The sequence below is a fragment of the Streptomyces virginiae genome (assembly GCF_041432505.1).
GTDB lineage: Bacteria > Actinomycetota > Actinomycetes > Streptomycetales > Streptomycetaceae > Streptomyces > Streptomyces virginiae_A.
Map to the genome: position 1 here is coordinate 3,289,399 of NZ_CP107871.1, position 17,082 is coordinate 3,306,480.

The 17,082-nt window shown below is 73.5% G+C and carries 16 protein-coding genes and 1 tRNA gene; 10 read left to right on the top strand and 7 right to left on the bottom strand.

The window, feature by feature from the left end; genetic code table 11:
* Nucleotides 1-113 precede the first annotated feature (113 nt).
* Both OG624_RS15395 and OG624_RS15400 read right to left on the bottom strand, forming a co-directional pair.
* A complete protein-coding gene (locus OG624_RS15395) occupies nt 114-1,967 on the bottom strand; it encodes a GTPase (RefSeq protein ID WP_078909401.1) in 1,854 nt (617 codons plus the stop codon).
* 4 nt (nt 1,968-1,971) lie between these two features.
* Nucleotides 1,972-3,588 carry a dynamin family protein gene (locus OG624_RS15400; protein ID WP_202507727.1) on the bottom strand — a complete coding sequence of 539 codons (1,617 nt, stop codon included), beginning with the start codon at nt 3,586-3,588 and terminating at the stop codon, nt 1,972-1,974.
* A 332-nt stretch (nt 3,589-3,920) separates the two neighbouring features.
* Here OG624_RS15400 and OG624_RS15405 point away from each other — a divergent pair.
* From OG624_RS15405 to OG624_RS15415, 3 genes are all read left to right on the top strand, one after another.
* A tRNA-Arg gene (locus OG624_RS15405) sits at nt 3,921-3,993 on the top strand.
* 310 nt (nt 3,994-4,303) lie between these two features.
* The gene (locus OG624_RS15410; protein ID WP_033222268.1) at nt 4,304-5,590 is read left to right on the top strand and encodes a phosphoribosyltransferase; all 1,287 of its coding nucleotides are present in this window, start codon (nt 4,304-4,306) and stop codon (nt 5,588-5,590) included.
* Nucleotides 5,591-5,656: 66 nt separating this feature from the next.
* Nucleotides 5,657-6,778 (top strand): sulfite oxidase, encoded by a 1,122-nt coding sequence (locus OG624_RS15415; protein ID WP_033222269.1) that lies wholly within the window; start codon nt 5,657-5,659, stop codon nt 6,776-6,778.
* A 69-nt stretch (nt 6,779-6,847) separates the two neighbouring features.
* Here the strand turns inward: OG624_RS15415 and OG624_RS15420 are convergent, their stop codons facing one another.
* Nucleotides 6,848-7,321, bottom strand: coding sequence for a phospholipase (locus OG624_RS15420; protein ID WP_033222274.1), 474 nt, complete (start codon nt 7,319-7,321; stop codon nt 6,848-6,850).
* A 191-nt stretch (nt 7,322-7,512) separates the two neighbouring features.
* On the opposite strand from OG624_RS15420, the gene OG624_RS15425 reads away from it, so the two are divergent.
* The gene (locus OG624_RS15425; RefSeq protein WP_033222276.1) at nt 7,513-8,034 is read left to right on the top strand and encodes a hypothetical protein; all 522 of its coding nucleotides are present in this window, start codon (nt 7,513-7,515) and stop codon (nt 8,032-8,034) included.
* A 49-nt stretch (nt 8,035-8,083) separates the two neighbouring features.
* Here the strand turns inward: OG624_RS15425 and OG624_RS15430 are convergent, their stop codons facing one another.
* Nucleotides 8,084-8,854, bottom strand: a complete 771-nt coding sequence (locus OG624_RS15430) for an alpha/beta fold hydrolase (protein ID WP_033222281.1) — start codon at nt 8,852-8,854, stop codon at nt 8,084-8,086.
* A gap of 131 nt (nt 8,855-8,985) precedes the next feature.
* On the opposite strand from OG624_RS15430, the gene OG624_RS15435 reads away from it, so the two are divergent.
* The 5 genes from OG624_RS15435 (at nt 8,986) to OG624_RS15455 (ending at nt 15,140) form a co-directional block, all read left to right on the top strand.
* On the top strand, nt 8,986-9,399 hold the full coding sequence (locus OG624_RS15435) for a GNAT family N-acetyltransferase (RefSeq protein WP_033222283.1): 414 nt from the start codon (nt 8,986-8,988) through the stop codon (nt 9,397-9,399).
* 112 nt (nt 9,400-9,511) lie between these two features.
* Nucleotides 9,512-11,182 carry a serine/threonine-protein kinase gene (locus OG624_RS15440; RefSeq protein ID WP_033222285.1) on the top strand — a complete coding sequence of 557 codons (1,671 nt, stop codon included), beginning with the start codon at nt 9,512-9,514 and terminating at the stop codon, nt 11,180-11,182.
* Between the two features lie 121 nt (nt 11,183-11,303).
* Nucleotides 11,304-12,488 carry a S8 family peptidase gene (locus OG624_RS15445; protein WP_078909402.1) on the top strand — a complete coding sequence of 395 codons (1,185 nt, stop codon included), beginning with the start codon at nt 11,304-11,306 and terminating at the stop codon, nt 12,486-12,488.
* Nucleotides 12,489-12,700: 212 nt separating this feature from the next.
* On the top strand, nt 12,701-13,996 hold the full coding sequence (locus OG624_RS15450; RefSeq protein ID WP_244290844.1) for a hypothetical protein: 1,296 nt from the start codon (nt 12,701-12,703) through the stop codon (nt 13,994-13,996).
* A gap of 85 nt (nt 13,997-14,081) precedes the next feature.
* On the top strand, nt 14,082-15,140 hold the full coding sequence (locus tag OG624_RS15455) for a WxL protein peptidoglycan domain-containing protein (RefSeq protein WP_051763423.1): 1,059 nt from the start codon (nt 14,082-14,084) through the stop codon (nt 15,138-15,140).
* Nucleotides 15,141-15,196: 56 nt separating this feature from the next.
* Here OG624_RS15455 and OG624_RS15460 read toward each other — a convergent pair whose 3' ends face one another.
* Nucleotides 15,197-15,682, bottom strand: a complete 486-nt coding sequence (locus OG624_RS15460; RefSeq protein WP_051763424.1) for a hypothetical protein — start codon at nt 15,680-15,682, stop codon at nt 15,197-15,199.
* A gap of 27 nt (nt 15,683-15,709) precedes the next feature.
* Here OG624_RS15460 and OG624_RS15465 point away from each other — a divergent pair, with 27 nt between their 5' ends.
* Entirely contained in the window at nt 15,710-15,880 is a 171-nt protein-coding gene (locus OG624_RS15465) for a hypothetical protein (protein WP_167745556.1), read from the top strand.
* A gap of 129 nt (nt 15,881-16,009) precedes the next feature.
* Here the strand turns inward: OG624_RS15465 and OG624_RS15470 are convergent, their stop codons facing one another.
* Together OG624_RS15470 and OG624_RS15475 are read right to left on the bottom strand one after the other, a co-directional pair.
* The gene (locus OG624_RS15470; protein ID WP_033222291.1) at nt 16,010-16,474 is read right to left on the bottom strand and encodes a hypothetical protein; all 465 of its coding nucleotides are present in this window, start codon (nt 16,472-16,474) and stop codon (nt 16,010-16,012) included.
* Between the two features lie 80 nt (nt 16,475-16,554).
* Nucleotides 16,555-16,779, bottom strand: coding sequence for a DUF397 domain-containing protein (locus tag OG624_RS15475; RefSeq protein ID WP_033222293.1), 225 nt, complete (start codon nt 16,777-16,779; stop codon nt 16,555-16,557).
* Nucleotides 16,780-17,082: the final 303 nt, after the last annotated feature.

A 17,082-nucleotide genomic window follows, 5' to 3' on the forward strand; every position in this document is an offset into this window, starting at 1 on the left:
CCTCCCCCATGGTTCCGGTCCGTACGGATCCGCGCGGACCGGCCGTACGGACCATCCGTACGGGGTACGCACCATGCTGGGGCAGGCCGCGGATCCCCGCTCCGGCCTGTGGATCACTGCCGGGTTGTGGACAACTTGCTCCCCCCTGCGGCGACCGTGGCGTACTGCTCCCGCACCTCCCGGTACCGCAGCAGCTCCGCCGCCACCGGTTCCAGCACCCGGGCCCGCCCGCACCCGGCCGCCGCCTGTCGCAGTCTGCGCTCCGCGTCCTGCCCGTAGCGCCGCGCCGGCCCCCGGGCCGCGATCGAGCAGGACCATTCCACGAGCGGTCCGCCGATGATGCCCGCCACCATCAGCAGCACCGGCGGCAGCAGCCTCGGTTCCAGGACCCCGACGATCTGTCCGACCAGCCACAGCCCGCCGAAGATCTGCAGCAGGGTCATGGCCGCCTGGGTCAGCACCGCCGCCGGCCACCACCTGGGCCGCGGCGGTTTGACGCTCGGCACCGCGACCGCCGCCCCCAGGGTCACCGCGATCTCGTCCAGTGCCTCCGGGAGCCGGTCGGCGCCCCGCACCGCGGTCTCGCGGACCGCCTGCGCCCACGGGTCGGGCAGCCCGGACACCGCCTCGTCGGCGACCGCCCGTACGGCCTGCTCCACCCGCTGACGCGCGGTCACCTCCTCCTCGACCGGGGCCTGGGCGACCGCCTGGCCGCGCCCGCCGATCGCCGCGAGGGCGGCCAGGCCCGCCAGGGTGCGCGGCGCGCGGCGGCCCTCGTACCAGCGCCACAGCCGCAGCCACGGCGTCCCGCACGCCTTTCCGGCGTTGCGCCGCCACGCCCGCTCGGCGGCGAGGCCGGCCGCGTACGCCCCGACCGCCTCGGCGAGCCGGTCCTCGAACTCGGCGCGCGCCGCCTCACCGATCTCCGGCCCCGGGTGCCCGTCGGCCACGTACAGGGGGCGCAGGCGGGCGGCCGCCCGGTCGACGTCGGCGGAGATCCGCCGGGTGGCCGCGCCCTTCTCCTGGGTGAACTGTCCGAGGAGTTCGCGCAGTTCCCCGACGCCCTCCCCGGTGAGGGCGGACAGCCCGAGGACGGTGGCGCCGGGCTCGCCGTGCTCGCCGAGGGCGATGCCGTCGTCGTCGAGGAGCCGGCGCAGGTCGTCCAGGACGAGGTCGGCGGCCTCCCCGGGCAGCCGGTCCACCTGGTTGAGGACGACGAAGGTCACCTCCGCGTGCCCGGCGAGCGGCCGCAGGTACCGCTCGTGCAGTACGGCGTCGGCGTACTTCTCCGGGTCCACCACCCACACCACGGCGTCGACCAGCGCCAGTACGCGGTCCACGTGGTCCCGGTGCGCGCCGACCGCGGAGTCCAGGTCGGGCAGGTCGACGAGGACCATCCCGCGCAGCGCCTCCGCCTCCGAGGTCTCGCGGGGCCGGCGGCGCAGCCGTCCCGGGATCTCCAGCCGGTCCAGCAGTCCGGCGGCTCCGTCCGACCAGCTGCACGCGATGGGCGCGGCGGTGGTCGGGCGGCGCAGTCCCATCTCGGAGATCTGCACACCGGCGAGTGAATTGAAGAGAGTGGACTTGCCGCTTCCGGTGGCTCCGGCGATCGCGACGACCGTGTGCTGGGGCGACAGTCCGCGGCGCGCGGCCGCCTCGTCCAGTACCCGTCCGGCCTCGGCGAGGGTCTTTCCGTCGAGCCTGGTCCGGGACAGCCCGACCAGCTGGCGCAGTGCGTCGAGGCGCAGCCGCAGGGCCTGCCCCTCGGGGCTGAGCGGGGGCGCGGTCGACTTGCCGCCGTCGCTGCCGGCGCCGGAGACGGCCCGGACGAGGGCGTCGTCGCCCTCGTCGCCCTCCTCCCCCTCGCACCCGTCCTCGTCCGGATCCCCTGCGACGGCCAGGGGGCGCGAGCGCGCGATGAGTCCGTCGTCCCAGCGGTCGTCGGTGCGGTCGGTCAGGGCGGTCACCGCGTCACCTCTCCTTCTGCAGTACGGACAGCGCGGCAATCAGCTCGGCCTGTGGTTCCGGGGTCACTTCGAGCGCCTCCAGCGGGGCGAGCCGGCGGTCGCGTTCGGCGCGCAGCACCTGGTCGAGGTGGTCGCCGACCAGTTCCCCGCCCCGGTCGCGCAGCCGCAGGGCGGCCTGCGCGCCGATCCGTTCGGCGAGCTTCTCCCCCGCGGGCCGGGCCCGTTTGCCGCCGAGGAGGGCGGCGACGAGCAGGGCGGCGATGCCGTCGGGGTCGGGTGCGGGCTGCCTGTCGCTCCTGGCCACCTCCTCCTCGGCGAGTTCCTCCAGGACCCGTCGCCAGCGGCGTACGGCCACGCCGATGCGCTCCCCCGCCTCCCGGTCGGGCGCGGGCAGCGAGACCGCGCCGGCGGCCGGCTCGCGCCGCCAGGCGTCGGCGATGCGCTCGTCGGCGGCGGCGACGGCGCACTGGAGGAGGGCGGCGAGGGATTCGGCGAGCGAGTCCAGCAGTTCGTCGGCGCTCGTGTCGAGCGGGTAGCCGCGCCACCGGGTCAGTGCGTCCCCGGCCAGTACGGCGCCGTGGTCGAGGCGGCCCCGGACCCGCTTGCCCTCCCGTTTGTACGCGTCCTCGACGGCCGAGGTGAGTCGTACGGCGGCGGCGTGCTGGGCGGCGACGGCGGAGGCGAGCTCCGGCATCCGGCGCGCGAGGGAGTCCAGCGCGCCGAGCGCGGTGCGCCCGACGGCGTACTGCCGGGCGGCGGGGTCCTGTGCGTGGTGGGCGAGCCAGGCGAACAGCGGGGCGACGGCGCTGGCCGGCAGCAGCCCGCCCCCGCCGGCGGACTCGGGCAGTTCCGGGACGGTGAACCGCGGTACGTCGCCCAGTCCGGCCTTGGTCAGCAGGGCCCCGTACTGCCGCGAGACCTCGGCGAGCACCTGGTGCGGGACCCGGTCGAGGACGGTGATGAGGGTGGCCCTGTACTGCTTTGCGGTGCGCAGCAGGTGCCAGGGGACCGCGTCGGCGTACCGCGAGGCGGTGGTGACCATCACCCAGACGTCGGCGGCGCAGATGAGCTGGGCGGCGAGGGTTCGGTTCTCGACGACGAGGGAGTCGATGTCGGGGGCGTCGAGGATGGCGAGCCCGCGCGGCAGGCTGGAAACGGTCTCGATCCGCATCTCGCGGGTCGCGTGGGTGTCGGCCGGGCCGCGGTCGCGGGCCCGGGATCTGGCGGTCGGTGGCGTCTCGTCCTCCCCGTGCGGCACCCAGACCCGCATGAGGTCGGGCAGCACGCGCATGCCGGCGAACCAGTGGTGGTCGTCCGGATGGCAGACGAGCACCGGGGTGCGGGTCGTCGGGCGCAGCACCCCGGCTTCGCTGACCTGCCGGCCGACGAGGGAGTTGACGAGGGTGGACTTACCGGCCCCGGTGGACCCGCCCACGACGGCGAGCATCGGCGCCTCGGGCGCCTTCAGTCGGGGTACGAGGTAGTCGTCGAGCTGCGCGAGCAGCTCGGCTCTGGTCTGGCGGGCGCGCGGAGCGCCGGGCAGGGGCAGCGGCAGACGCACGGACGCGACCCGGTCGCGCAGGGCGGACAGGGCATCGAGCAGCTGAGGCCGAACATCCAAGGTCACCACATGCGAAGAATGCCCAATTTAGGACCATTTTTGAAGCTTATACGTCCTCTGCGCGCCGAGCGCGATTCCAGTGGGACATTCTGGGCACGACGGACGAGTGGGGCGCAGGCATAACGAGTGCACAACACCAGGGGCGACGCGGCGCAAAAGCGATGCGAGAATCGCACCTGCCTGCGATTATCGGGACCGCTTCACCGAACCTCCACATCGTGGCCCGCGAGTGAAGCAACCGGGACAAGGCAACCGGAGCCCTATCCTTGACCCGGCACGGACCTCAGCCCCACCCCCACAGGAGGCTCCAGGCCCACCAAGGCCACTTTCCGGCCCCCGTAGCTCAGTGGATAGAGCAGGTGCCTTCTAAGCACTTGGCCGCAGGTTCGAGTCCTGCCGGGGGCACTCTTTCCGCACCACCCGAAGCCCTCCCTCAGCGGAGGGCTTTCGTGCGCGTAAAGCAGGTTCGGCGGGTTCGGCGGGTTCGGCGGGTTGCAAAAGCAACTCGTGGTGACGCGGTGGGAGCCCCCGGAGAACAGCGAACTGGACGGCGAATTCCGACCAGTTCGACGCGCCCGCTCCGGAACGGAACGCGTCCGCCGGGGCCCGCGGCACGGAGGGCGGGCCGACCGACTTGCGGGACGGCCGGGGATGCGGTTGCGTCGAAGGAGATGGGTACGGGGTTTCCGTCTCCCCTGGTTGGGGGTGAGCCATCGTGCTGTTCACCCATCGCGCGGAAGCCGGCGAGCGGCTCGCCGAAGCGCTCCGACACCTGGAGGGGGAGGACCCCGTCGTCCTGGGCCTGCCCCGCGGCGGAGTCCCGGTCGCCTACCGGGTGGCCCGCGCGCTCGGCGCCCCCCTCGACGTCGTCGTCGTGCGCAAGCTCGGCGTCCCCCACCATCGTGAGCTGGGCTTCGGCGCCATCGGCGAAGGCGGCGTACGCGTCGTCAGCGAGGACATCGTCCGCGGCAGCCGGCTGGGCCCGCAGGACATCGAGGCGGTGGAACACTCCGAGGCGGCGGAGCTCGCCCGACAGGCCGCGCGGTTCCGCGGGGACCGGCCGCGCGTGCCCCTGGACGGCCGGACCGTGATCGTCGTGGACGACGGGATCGCGACCGGCGCCACGGCCGCCGCCGCGTGCGAGGTCGTACGGGCGCAGGGCGCGGCGCGGGTGGTGCTGGCCGTTCCGGTGGCCCCGCCGGACGCCGTCGCCCGGCTGGGCTCCGCCGCCGACGAGGTGGTGTGCCTCGCCACGCCCCATGCCTTCCGCGCCGTCGGCGAGTGGTACCAGGACTTCTCCCAGACCCCCGACGAGGAGGTCGTCTTCCTGCTGGCGCGCGCGGCGGCCGACCCCACCGGCCGCCCGCCCGTCCGAACCGTCGAGGTCGAGGTCGAGGTGGACGCCGGCGGCCCCGTACTGGTCGGGGACCTCGCCCAGCCGGAGGGCGCCGGGGCGGTCGTGGTGTTCGCGCACGGCTCCGGCAGCGGTCGCCGCAGCCCCCGCAACCGGTCCGTGGCGGCGGACCTCAACCGGGCGGGCCTCTCCACCCTGCTCCTCGACCTGCTCACGCCCGGGGAGGAGGCCGACCGGGCCAACGTCTTCGACATCGAGACCCTGGCCCGACGCCTCGCCGCGGCCACCGCCTGGCTGCGCCGGCGGGAGTTCCTCCCGGCGGGCTGGTTCGGGGCGAGCACCGGGGCCGCGGCGGCGCTGTGGGCGGCCGGGGAGACGGGCGCCGACATCGGGGCGGTGGTGTCCCGCGGTGGCCGGCCGGACCTGGCCGGTGAGCGGCTCGCCGCCGTACGGGCCCCCACGCTGCTGATCGTGGGTGGCCGGGATTCGACGGTGCTCGACCTCAATCGCCGGGCCCAGCGCGAGCTGCGCTGCGAGAACCGGCTGGAGATCGTCCCGGGGGCCACCCATCTCTTCGAGGAGCCGGGAGCCCTGGACGAGGTGGCCCGCCTGGCCGGTGACTGGTTCACCCGCCACCTGGTGCCGTGAGTCGGGTCCGCGAAGTGGCGCCGGCAGCGGTGGCGCGGCGGAGGTGGCACGCGCGACCATGAGGAGATGGAGCAGCCGTCGGTGCGGGACGTCAGCACCCCGGGCCGCATCGCGTCGCCCGGCGAGGGCATCGGCCCGGACGAGTTGGCGCTCGCGGCCCGCAACCACGGACTCCCGCTGGAGGCCCTGCGCTACGAGGTCACACCGCCGGGACTGCACTACGTCCTGGTCCACTACGACATCCCCGCCGCCGACCCGGCCGGATGGTCCCTCACCATCGACGGCCGGGTGCGTACCCCGCTGGCCCTGGACCTCGCCGCGCTGCACGCGTTCCCCACGGTCACCCACCGCGTCACGATGGAGTGCGCGGGCAACGGCCGGGCCCGCCTGACACCCCGGCCCGTCAGCCAGCCGTGGCTGGTCGAGGCGGTGGGCACCGCCGACTGGACGGGCGTACCGCTGCGTCTGGTGCTCGCCGAGGCCGGGGTGCGACCGGACGCCGTCGAGGCCGTGTTCACCGGCGCCGACCACGGGGTCGAGCGCGGCGTCGAGCAGGACTACCGGCGCAGCCTGCCCGTGGCCGCCGCCACCGGGGACGACCCCGAGGTGCTGATCGCCCACACGATGAACGGCCTGCCCCTGCCCCCGCAGCACGGGTGTCCGCTGCGGCTGGTCGTCCCCGGCTGGTACGGCATGGCGCACGTCAAATGGCTGCGCGAGATCACCCTCGTGGACGCGCCGTTCACCGGGTTCCAGCAGTCCGTGGCCTACCGCTACCGGTCGGCCGCCGACGATCCCGACGACCCCGGCGAGCCGGTCACCCGGATCGCGCCGCGCGCCCTGATGGTCCCGCCGGGATTCCCCGACTTCATGTCCCGCACCCGCGTCGTGCACCCCGGCCCGGTACCGCTGGAGGGGCGGGCCTGGTCCGGCCACGGGGCCGTCGACCGGGTGGAGGTGAGCGCCGACGGGGGCCGCACCTGGATCCGGGCCGAGGTCACGCCGCCGGGACCGCACCGGTGGGCCTGGCAGGCCTGGTCCTGCGTCTGGGCGGCGGCGCCGGGACGCCACACGCTCACCGTCCGCGCCACGGACGCCGAGGGCGGCACGCAGCCCCTCGAACAGCCGTGGAACCGGGGCGGTTTCGGCAACAACCTGGTCCAGGAGGTCCCGGTGCTGTGCTGCTGAGGCGCTCCGCTCCCGTCGGCGGCCGTGCGCCGGCGGTCGCGCGCCGGCGGCCGTGCGCTCCCCGGGTGGTCAGGAGATGCCGAGAAGCCGGACAGCCTGGTAGTAGGTCCACGCGGTGCCCTCGCAGGAGCTCCTGCGGGAGCCCGAGTAGTGTGCGCAGACCCGCTTGAGGTCCGCGTGGAACGCGAGGTCCAGCCGGGTCTTGGCGGCCGGGAACAGCCCCGCCGCACGGTGGTTGCGGTAGCCGAAGTCGTGGCGCGCGCAGGCGTCCGCGAAGGGGAAGCCGAGGGGGTTGTCGGGGGACGAGGTGCAGTGGTCCGTCGACCAGTCGAAGCCGTACGCCGCCCAGGCCGCCCGGTGCTCGCGGGCCTCGGCCCATTCCTGGTAACTGGCTACGCCGGTCTGTGTCCAGCGGCTCAGCACCTGCGGCTTGTCGGCCGGGACCTGCGGCGCCGACCAGGCCGCCGGGGCGAGGGCGAGCACCGCGGTGGCGGTGGCGGTGGCGAGGGCCGGGACGAGAGCGGGGAGGCGGCGACGGCGCATGGGGTTCCTCGGTGCCGGGGCGGACGGATCACCTCCGGCCAACTCCCCCGGGCGCCTCTCGGTTACTGCGCGTCGGCGCACGCGGACCGGACACCCTCCCAGGTATGAGTCCGTATGGGACCTGCGGCGCAGTCCCGGTTCGTCCTGAGGAGGGACGCGCGATGAGGGCCCGGCCACCGAGACTGGAAGGCATGAACCGCCGCCCGCTCGTCGTCGCCGCAGCCACCGTGGGAGTCCTCGCCACCGCCGCCTTCGCGCTGCCCAACCTGCCGCCCAATCCCGTGACCGACACCATCGACAGCAAGGTGTACAAGGAGGCGGGCAAGCGCTTCGCGAGCGCCTCCGACGCCCCCACACGCGAAAAAGCGCCGTTCGCCCTGCCGTCCTGGATACCCAAGGACGCCACCGACGTCCGTATACGGATACGCACGAGCGGCGAGGCCCGGATGATCCGATTCACCCTCGGCGCCACCCCGCTGGACGCCCCCCGGTGCGACACGGGCACGCCGAAGCCGATGGGCACCCCGGCTCTGCACGCCAAGTGGTGGCCGGGCAGCCTGCGGGAAGGCGTGCGGGCCGAGTGCCGGGGCGCCCTCCAGTACCAGGTCGCGGTGCGCGGCAAGCAGGTCTACGCCTGGACGGACGGCACCCCGTCCCCGAGCTCCGTGGGGCTCCAGGACGGCGCCGCCTCCACGCCCCGGACCCAGGGCTGACCGCCCGGCGCGCCCGCCCGCGCGGCACGCCCGGCCCGGGCCGGACCGCTCAGTCGCGGGCCAGGGCCGCCGCGGTGGCCCGGGCGAAGCCTTCCGGGTTGTCGAGCATGATGTTGTGCCCGCAGTCGGGGACGGACACCACGGCCACGCCCGAGGCTTCGAGGGCGTCGGTGCCCGGGAGCGGGCCGTCCGCCTCGGGCAGCAGGTAGGTGCGCGGGATCCTCGACTCCAGCAGCAGCTCACGCATGGTGGGCCTGGTGCCGGCGGCCAGGTGGACGGCCGTGCGGTACAGGGCTGTTCGGTCGGTCAGCCGCATCGTGGACCACCAGTGCGCGCCGACCCGGTCCCGGACCTCGGCCCAGCCACCCGCCAGGAACTCCTCCTCGGTGTAGGAGGCGATCCCGCTGCTGCCCGGCATGACGGGAACGGTCCGCTGCGGATCCAGGTTGGCGTCGACGAGCACCAGCCGGGACACCAGGTGGGGGTGCCGGTGCGCGAGCACGATGGCCACGGCTCCGCCCATGCTGTGGGCGATCAGCTCGGCTGCCTCCACCCCGGCCTCGGTGAGGGCGGCCGCCAGCGCGTCGGCGTGCGCTTCGAGGCTGTAGTCGAACTCCTCGGGCCGGTCGCTGTGCCCGTGGCCCAGCAGATCGACCAGCAGCGAACGCCGCCCCGCCAGCAGCGGATGGGTGGCGCTCGCCGCGAAGTAGGCGGGCGAGGTGGAGCCGAGCCCGTGCACGTACACCCGGGCCGGCTCCTCCCCCGCCAGCTCGACCCAGCGGATCCGGTCGCCCTCGGGCGTGACCACGGCGTTCCTCACGATGCTCCCCCTCAAGTCCTCGACAGCCGCAACAGGCTAAGGGCTTACCGGACGCGGGCGGGTGCCGAGGCCGCCACGCCGTGCCCGTACATCGGCTGACCATCCGTCATGTGCGCACTATCGTGACGGCCATGGACATCCGCCGGGCCCTCACCCCTGCCGAGCTCGAAGCAGCCGAGTCCCTCTTCGACGGGCCTGCCCGCACGGAGTGGTCCGAGCGCTTCCTCGCCGCCCCGGGACATCTGATGCTCATCGCCTACGTCGACGGCGTGCCCGCCGGCATGGTCTCCGGCATCGAGATGAGCCACCCCGACAAGGGCACCGAGATGTGCCTGTACGAGCTGTCCGTGGACGAGGGGTACCGTCGCCGCGGTATCGGCCGCGACCTGACCCTGGCCCTCGCCGAGGAGGCCAAGGCCCGTGGCTGCTACGGCATGTGGGTGGGGGTCGACACCGACAACGAGGCCGCTCTGGCCACCTATGACGCCGCCGGCGCCCGCGACGAGGGGGTCTTCTCGATGCGCGGCTGGCCCCTCGCCCCCTAGAGCCTGCGCAAAGCCCCGCGCACCGCATCCCCGGCAACCTCCGGCCTCCGCACGGCGCTTAGGGTGTTCGCTGGTCGGCCCGTCGGTCGACCAGGGGATCGGGGGTGGGCAGATGAACAGCGCGACCGAGGTGTTCGAGCCACTGCGGGCGGACGATCCGTCCACCGTGGCCGGATACCGCATCGCGGCCCGGCTCGGTGCGGGCGGCATGGGCCGGGTCTACCTGTCCCACACCCAGGGCGGCCGCCCGGTGGCGATCAAGGTCGTACGCCCGGAACTGGCCGAGGACCCGGCGTTCCGACGGCGGTTCCGCCGTGAGGTGGAGGCCGCTCGACGGGTCCGGGGCGCGTACACCGCCGAGTTGATCGACGCCGACGCGGACGCGGCGACGCCCTGGCTGGCCACCCTCTACGTACCCGGGCCCTCGCTCTCGCAGGCCGTGACCCGGCGCGGGCCGCTGCCCGTGCCCGCCGTGCTGTGGCTGATGGCGGGTGTGGCCGAGGCGCTGCAGGCCATCCATGGTGCGGGCATCGTGCACCGCGACCTCAAGCCGTCGAACGTGCTCCTGGCCGCCGACGGGCCCCGCGTCATCGACTTCGGCATCTCGCTGGCCTCCGACACCACCGCGCACACCGCCACCGGCGCCACCATCGGAACGCCCCAGTACATGGCCCCCGAGCAGGCGTCGGCGGGTGAGGTCACCGCGGCCGCCGACGTGTTCGCGCTGGGCCAGACCGCGGCGTTCGCCGCGCTGGGCGAGCCGCTGTACGGCACCGGCCCCTCCGCCACCGTGCTGTACCGGATCGTGCACTCCGAGCCCGACCTGTCCCGGGTCCCGCCGGAGCTTCGTCCGCTGCTCGCCCGGTGCCTGGCCACCGATCCGCAGGAGCGGGCCACCCCCGCGGAGATCGTGGCGTGGTGCAGGACGGAACTGGGCGAGGACGCCGACGCGGACGGCGGCCCGGCACTCTGGCGCGAGGTGACCGGACCGCAGGTGACGGTCCCGGAGCCCGTGCCGGAGCCGATACCGATGCCGATGCCGATCCCGATGCGGCTTCCGGCGTCCGGTCCGGCTCCCCTCGCCGGGCACACGATGCACCAGGTGTGGCAGCCTCCGGAGCCGGCAGCTCCGGAAGGGCCGGAGCAACGGCGCAAGCGCCGACGGCGGGGCGCCTTGGTCGCCGCCGCGTCGATCGTGACGGTCGCCGTGCTGCTGGGCACCGCCTGGTCGGTCGTCGACCGGGCGGCGGACAACCTGCGCGACCGCGCGAAGTCCCCGACGGCCAAGGGAACCTCGGCGGGTCCGGCCGGCTCGGCGAGCGGCGACCCGACCCGCAAGTCCGCCGAAGCCGGGTCGCAGGCCGGCCCGACCCCGAGCCCGAGCCCGACCCCGAGCGTTGCCCCGAAGGCCTTCCCCTACCCCGCGTTGCGCATGAACGACAGCAACTCGGTGGGCATCAAGGAACCGGTCGAGCGTGCCACCCGCTCCGGGGACCTGCGACTGGCCTGCGGCCGGGGGAACTGCGAACTGCAGAGCGACACCAGTGTGATCGTCCAGCTGTCGGGCAAACCGAACGGCTCCCTCGAATCCTGTCGGGCCGCCCTCGACGGTAAGGGCACGAGAAGCCAGTCACTGGACAGTGCGGCGTCCGGCAGCGAGTTCTGCGTCAAGCACCAGTCGGGGGACATCGCGCTGCTCGTGCTCGCCATCAAGTCGACCCCGTGGATGGAGAACCTGCCGAGCTTCCTGGTGGCGGACATGACGGTCTGGCGCGTGGCCTGACGGTGCGGTCGGCCGCCCACGCCGGGCCGGTCCCCGGGATCCACCCGCGCCGCGGCGTGTCGTGCGCCCACTCGGCGCACCCTCCGCGCGCCCGCGCCCCCGCTCGCCGAACATCGGCCGCATGACCGCATTCGCCGTGTTCCTCCCCGCCGCCGCCCTGCTCGCGGCCACCGTCACGGGCTCGCCGCCGGCTCCGGACGCCGACACCACCGCCCCCGACGCCACCGCCCCCTACGTCGTCGTCCTCAAGGACACCACCTCCCGCGCGCCGACCCGCGCTCTGGCCGCCGAGGCGGTGGACGCCGGCGACGAGGTCGGACCCGTCTACGAGGCCGCCCTGAACGGCTTCGCCGTCCGCACCACGGCCGCCCGGGCAGCCGCCCTGGCCGCCGACCCGCGGGTGGCGTCCGTGGAGCCCGACGCGGAGTTCCACACCACCGACGAACTCCCGACCGGGCCGCAGACCCCCGCGCCCTGGTCACTGGACCGGATCGACCAGCGCGAACTGCCGCTCGACGGCTCGTACTCGTACCCCGGCAGGGCCGAGGGCGTCACCGTCTACGTGCTCGACACCGGTATCAACACCGGCCACCGGGAGTTCGGCGGCCGCGCCCGAGCCGGCTACAACGCGCTGTTCCTCGCCAGTTCCCGCGACTGCAGCGGCCACGGCACGCATGTCGCGGCGACCGTGGGCGGGGAGACGTACGGGGTGGCCAAGGGAGTCTCCCTCGTCGGGGTGAAGGTGGCCGACTGCCGTGGCTCCGCGCCCCTGTCGGCGATCCTCAAGGGTGTCGACTGGGTGGTGAAGGACGCCGCCAAGGCCCCCACCACCCCCGCCGTGGCCAACATGAGCATCGGCGGCAGCCGTAGCCGTGCGCTCGACACCGCGGTGATCCGGGCCGTGGCCAAGGGGATCACCTTCACCGTGGCCGCCGGGAACGACGGCAAGAACGCCTGTGGCGGATCCCCTGCCGCCGTCCCCCAGGCCCTCACGGTCGGGGCGACCGACGCCGAGGACCGCCGGGCGCCCTTCTCCGACCACGGCCCCTGCGTGGACCTCTCGGCGCCCGGCGTGCGCATCACCTCGGCCTGGAAGGACTCCACCACCGCCACGGCCCGCGCCTCCGGCACCTCGATGGCCGCCCCGCACGTGGCCGGGGTCGCCGCGCTCGTCCTGGCGCGCGGTACAGCGCGCACCCCGGCGCAGGTGTCCGAGGAACTGCTGCGCAGCGCCGTGTCCGACCACATCACCGGGCTCCCGGCCGGCACCCCGAACCTGCTGCTCCACACCCCCACCGGACGCTAGTCGCGCCCCTCCCCTCCCACCCCGACCGGTCGGTATTCGATGGGCCATCAGACTCTCCCTGATGGCCCATCAATTTCTGTGTGCTTCGGGCGAAAGCAAGTCATTGACTTCTCATCACGGCGACGCGTCAATATCGGCCACCGCACCGGCTCGGCCTCCCCCACACAGCGGGTGGGGGGAGGGGTTCGTCATGACGAAGGAGTCGCGACCCAGTGAGTACGAGAACGCTTCGACGAAGAGTGCTGGCCGGGGCGGGAGCCCTGTCTCTGGCCCTGACGGGCGGCGTGGTGGCCCTGACGGGATCCGCGCAGGCCGCGACCAAGACCACGGCAGTCTTCGAGAACTGCGACGCCCCGGCGCCGCAGCCGGACGGCTCCGGCAACCAGAACTTCACGGTCACCCTGCCCGACGGCGCCAAGGCCGGTGACGTCGTCCCGATCACGATCGACCCGGGTGCGAGCCCCCTGATCCCCTCGTTCTCCGTCACCACGGTGAACACGTCCAAGATCACCCTCAAGGTCGGGACCACCACCCAGGTGGTCACCAGCCCGCCGGAGACCGTCTCGGTCATCGCCGGGCAGCCGCTCGACCCCAAGGCGTTCTCCGGAACCATCAGGATCCCGGACGGCACCGAGGGCACCACGGTCCAGGTCGCCCTCGACCTGGCGGTGACCGACGCGGACCTGTCCGGTTCGGTCTTCACCACCACCTGTACCCCGGCTCCGCGTCCGAGCGCCTCGCTCGGCTCGGTCGCGGTCGAGGCCCTGCCCAAGGACCCGGTCACCACGAAGCTGACGCCCAACAGCGGCCCGGCGGGCACCGCCGTCACCGTGACCGGCGCCAACTTCCCGGCCGGCCCGGTCGCCTGCTCCGCCCTGCTCGCGGGCACCGCGACCGGTGACACCGGTACGGGCACGGCGGACGCGTCCGGCGCGGCCACTTGCAACGTCACGGTCACCAAGAAGGCCGACGCGATCAGGATCGACGGTTCGATCACCCCCTACAAGGCCTTCGTGTTCCTGGAGGAGCAGGCCGGTGTGAAGAATCCGGTCGACGTCGAGGTCCTTCCCGGTCCGCTGGCCCTCGGCCCGAAGGACGGCCAGCCGGCCGTCAGCTTCGGCGCGGTCACCATCAACGGCAAGGCCCAGTCGGTGGTCGGCGTCTTCAACGCCGCGACCGTCCAGGACTTCCGCGGCGGCTCGCTCGGCTGGGACGTGACGGCGACGCGCACGCCGTTCCTGAACCAGACCACCGGCCACTCGATGGCGAAGGCGCAGATCGGCATCCAGCCGTCCTGCACCGTGACCAACCCGGACAGCCCGAGCACCTGCACCGCGGGCACCCCGGGCGCGATCTCCGACGTCCCGATGAAGGTGGCCTCCCAGGCCGCCGGTGGGGACGAGCTGACCGGCGGTGAGTTCGCCGTCGGCGGCGCCGGAATGATCCAGCTCCCGCCCTTCATGTTCGCGGACACCTACCAGACGGTCGTGACCTTCTCGATCGCCTGACCCGTACGGCCGCTCGACCAGGGTGGTGCGGCGCTCCGGCGCCGCACCACCCCTTTCCCCTTTCCGCGCCCACTGGAGACCGCCCATGCCCACCCGCAGCCGCAGCCGCACCCGTCGTCGCACCCGCACCCTTCTGTACGGTCTGCTCCTCGGCCTGCTGCTCGGCGGCGCGGGCCTGCTGCCGGCCACCGTGGCGCGCGCCGCGGACAACGGCACGTGGGGGGTGTTCCCGACGCCGGCGGCCGGCGCGGCGATGACCGACCGCGCGTACTTCTTCCATCAGGGCGCGGCCGGGAGCACGCTGAGCGACAGCGTGACGATCGTGAACTCCTCCGACAAGGAGCTGACGTTCCAGGTCTTCGCCACCGATGCCGTGAACACCCCGGCGGGCGGCGCCTTCGCGCTGCTGCCGGTGGAGACGAAACCGAAGGACGTGGGCGCCTGGGTCGCGCTCGCGCCGGAGACCGCGAGCACCGTCACCGTGCCCGCCAAGGGCCGCAAGGACATCCCGTTCTCCGTGCAGGTCCCGGCGGACGCGACGCCCGGTGACCACGTCGGCGGGATCGTCGCCCTCGGCACCGCCGTGGAGGGCGTGCAGCGGGAGGGCAAGGTCCAGGTCGGGGTGAAGCGCTCGGTCGGCGCCCGGCTCTACTTCCGCGTGCCGGGGCCGGTCACGGCGGGGCTGAGCGTGGAGGACGTACGGGTCAGCCGCTCGGCGCCGCTGCTGCCGTGGGTCAAGAACGCCCGCGCGACGGTCTCGTACGCGCTGGTCAACCGGGGCAACGTGGTCGTCGAGCCCACGGTGGCGGTGTCCGCGCAGGGGTTGTTCGGGCGGACGGTGCTGAACAGGCCCGCCCGCGAGCTGAAGCTGACCCTGCTGCCGGGCCAACGGATCGAGCTGACCGAACCGTGGCCGGACGCCCCCCAGTCGGACCGGGTGACCGTGAAGGTCACGGCGGGCGCGGCCGCCCACCCCGACCTGATGTCGATGTCCGAGACCGACTTCGTCGCCGTGCCCTGGCCGGCCGTGGGACTGCTCCTGGTCCTGGCGGGCGCCGGCGCCACGGTGTGGGTGCTGCGCCGTCGACGCCGCGCGGCGGGCGAACAACCGGAGTCCGTACCGGACCTGGCCCGGACCCACTGACGGCGCGGACCCACTGACGGCGCGAGCCCGCGGGCGCCGGCGTCCGGCCGGGACGGCTACCGCCGCCCGCCCTCCGTGGTGGCGCACAGCCCCTCGATCTGCTCCTGGCTCAGGCGCCTGACGTCCCGGACGAGGCCCGCCACCTCGACGGTGCCCCGGGGCGCCGGCCGGTGTCCGTCGGGCAGGCCGATGCCGGTCAGGACGGCGAGGTCGTCGGCGCGGATGCCGAGCACGGTCGCGTAGTCGGCCTGGAGTTCGGGGCTCAGTTCCACCGCTCCCCAGCCCACCTGCCCGTACGTGGCCGCGGACCAGTACCGGTCGGTCAGGAACAGGAACATCCTCGCTCCGGCCGACCATCCCAGGTTCCGGTTGGCGAGCAGCCGCATCAGCAGTCCGCCGGGGCCCGGTGGATATCGCAGGTACGGGCGCTCTTCCGGGGCCGGCCGGGTGCGGTCCTCCTGCGGCAGTGACGCCGCGAGCCGGCGCAGCCGGTCCTGTTCCTGCTGCGGCAGAGCGATGGCGTGCCGGACGAGATCGACCACCGCCGGCCAGGCGAGCGGTGGGCCGTTATGCAAGAGCTCGCCATCACGGGGCCGAATGTGCTGCTCGCGTTCTTCGCCCTCCTGGTGTTCATGTTCCTGGCCGCGCTCATGATCGCTCTGCGAAACGCCGAGCCGGGACATCGGCCCGAGATCATTCGGGCGCTGGCCGAGCTCATGGCTTTGGGGAAGAAGCGATGAGAGTCCAGTAGAGGCGTTGGGGCCACCTCCTAACGTTAGGAGGTGGCCCATTTCGAGTTGTGGTTGCTGCGGAGATGCCGGCGGAGGCGGTGACCTGCACGGTTTCTGAAGGGCTGTTCTCAACTCGGCCTAGCGGAGCGGGCAGGGCAACCCGGGTTCGGCATGGTTCGGGGAGCAGGTGACCAGGGCTACAGAGTGGAAGATGGTTCCCTTGATGTAGTGGCCGAGGGAGACGTCCCCACCCCATGCCAGCCGCTCCACAGCACCTCTCACCAGCATGACGAGGCGGGTTGCATCGGCTTCCTGTCGTGAGGCGAACCGTGGTGCGAACTCTGCGAGTTGGAGGCCCAACCATTCGCCGGCCTCCTTCGGCTCCGCCCAGGTCCCTCGGATCGTCGAGGGCGGCTTCATCAGCCAGTGCGCCGTCTGGATCGGCGGCATGCCGGACGTGGGGAAGTCGGTTACGGCCTGCCGGTAGCGGTTGATGACCTCTTGAGGACTGCCAGCAGTAGGGGACTCCCCCGGGGGTCGGCGGACGCCTTCCTTGTCGAAGTCCTGCTTCTCCCCGAGCCATGCGTAGCCGTGGTGGTGCACTGCTGCTCCGTTCCGAGGGATGACGACGGCCCCACCCGTCGGCGTGAGGGCAGGGCCGTCAGTTCAGGTGGTGCTGTGGATCAGGCGGAGAGGTCGAAGCGCGCGGGGTCGATGCCCGCCGCGTCCAGTTCCGCCGTGGTGAAGCGCAGCGGCTCGGCGTCCGGCCGCTTGCTGTCCCCCAGGGCCCACGCGTCCGGGCCGATCTTGGCGAGGGTCACACATGCCTCGCCGTCCGGGTGGGTGTTGCCGCCGCACGCCTTCGAGAAGGCGGCGGTGTCGATGTCGAGCGCGTACAGGTCGGCCATCGTTGCCCTTCCTGATCATCTGACGGCCCCGGAGGGCCGTCTCCCACCCCTAGCGGGCGGAAGTTCTCGTAACCCTCATGGCCTCTGCCATCTGCTCCACAACGTCAGCGGGGAGCATCCCCAGGTGCACGTACGGGAGCCCGTTGAAAGTGACCGTGGGCCTTATGCCGCCCCACGCGGATTCGGGGAGGCCGAGGGAGGCCAGGGCCGCACGTATCGCCTCCGTGGCGTCGATGGCCTTTGCCCGGCCATCCCGCCAGGTCTGCATCTCCATCAGGCAGCCACGACCTGCACGCTCGGGCA

Coding starts and splice junctions, on each gene's coding strand:
- OG624_RS15425 (WP_033222276.1), top strand. CDS start 7,513: ATGAACCGCCGCCCGCTCGTCGTCGCCGCAGCCACCGTGGGAGTCCTC.
- OG624_RS15465 (WP_167745556.1), top strand. CDS start 15,710: ATGCAAGAGCTCGCCATCACGGGGCCGAATGTGCTGCTCGCGTTCTTC.
- OG624_RS15415 (WP_033222269.1), top strand. CDS start 5,657: ATGGAGCAGCCGTCGGTGCGGGACGTCAGCACCCCGGGCCGCATCGCG.
- OG624_RS15455 (WP_051763423.1), top strand. CDS start 14,082: ATGCCCACCCGCAGCCGCAGCCGCACCCGTCGTCGCACCCGCACCCTT.
- OG624_RS15420 (WP_033222274.1), bottom strand. CDS start 7,321: ATGCGCCGTCGCCGCCTCCCCGCTCTCGTCCCGGCCCTCGCCACCGCC.
- OG624_RS15440 (WP_033222285.1), top strand. CDS start 9,512: ATGAACAGCGCGACCGAGGTGTTCGAGCCACTGCGGGCGGACGATCCG.
- OG624_RS15475 (WP_033222293.1), bottom strand. CDS start 16,779: ATGGCCGACCTGTACGCGCTCGACATCGACACCGCCGCCTTCTCGAAG.
- OG624_RS15445 (WP_078909402.1), top strand. CDS start 11,304: ATGACCGCATTCGCCGTGTTCCTCCCCGCCGCCGCCCTGCTCGCGGCC.
- OG624_RS15435 (WP_033222283.1), top strand. CDS start 8,986: ATGGACATCCGCCGGGCCCTCACCCCTGCCGAGCTCGAAGCAGCCGAG.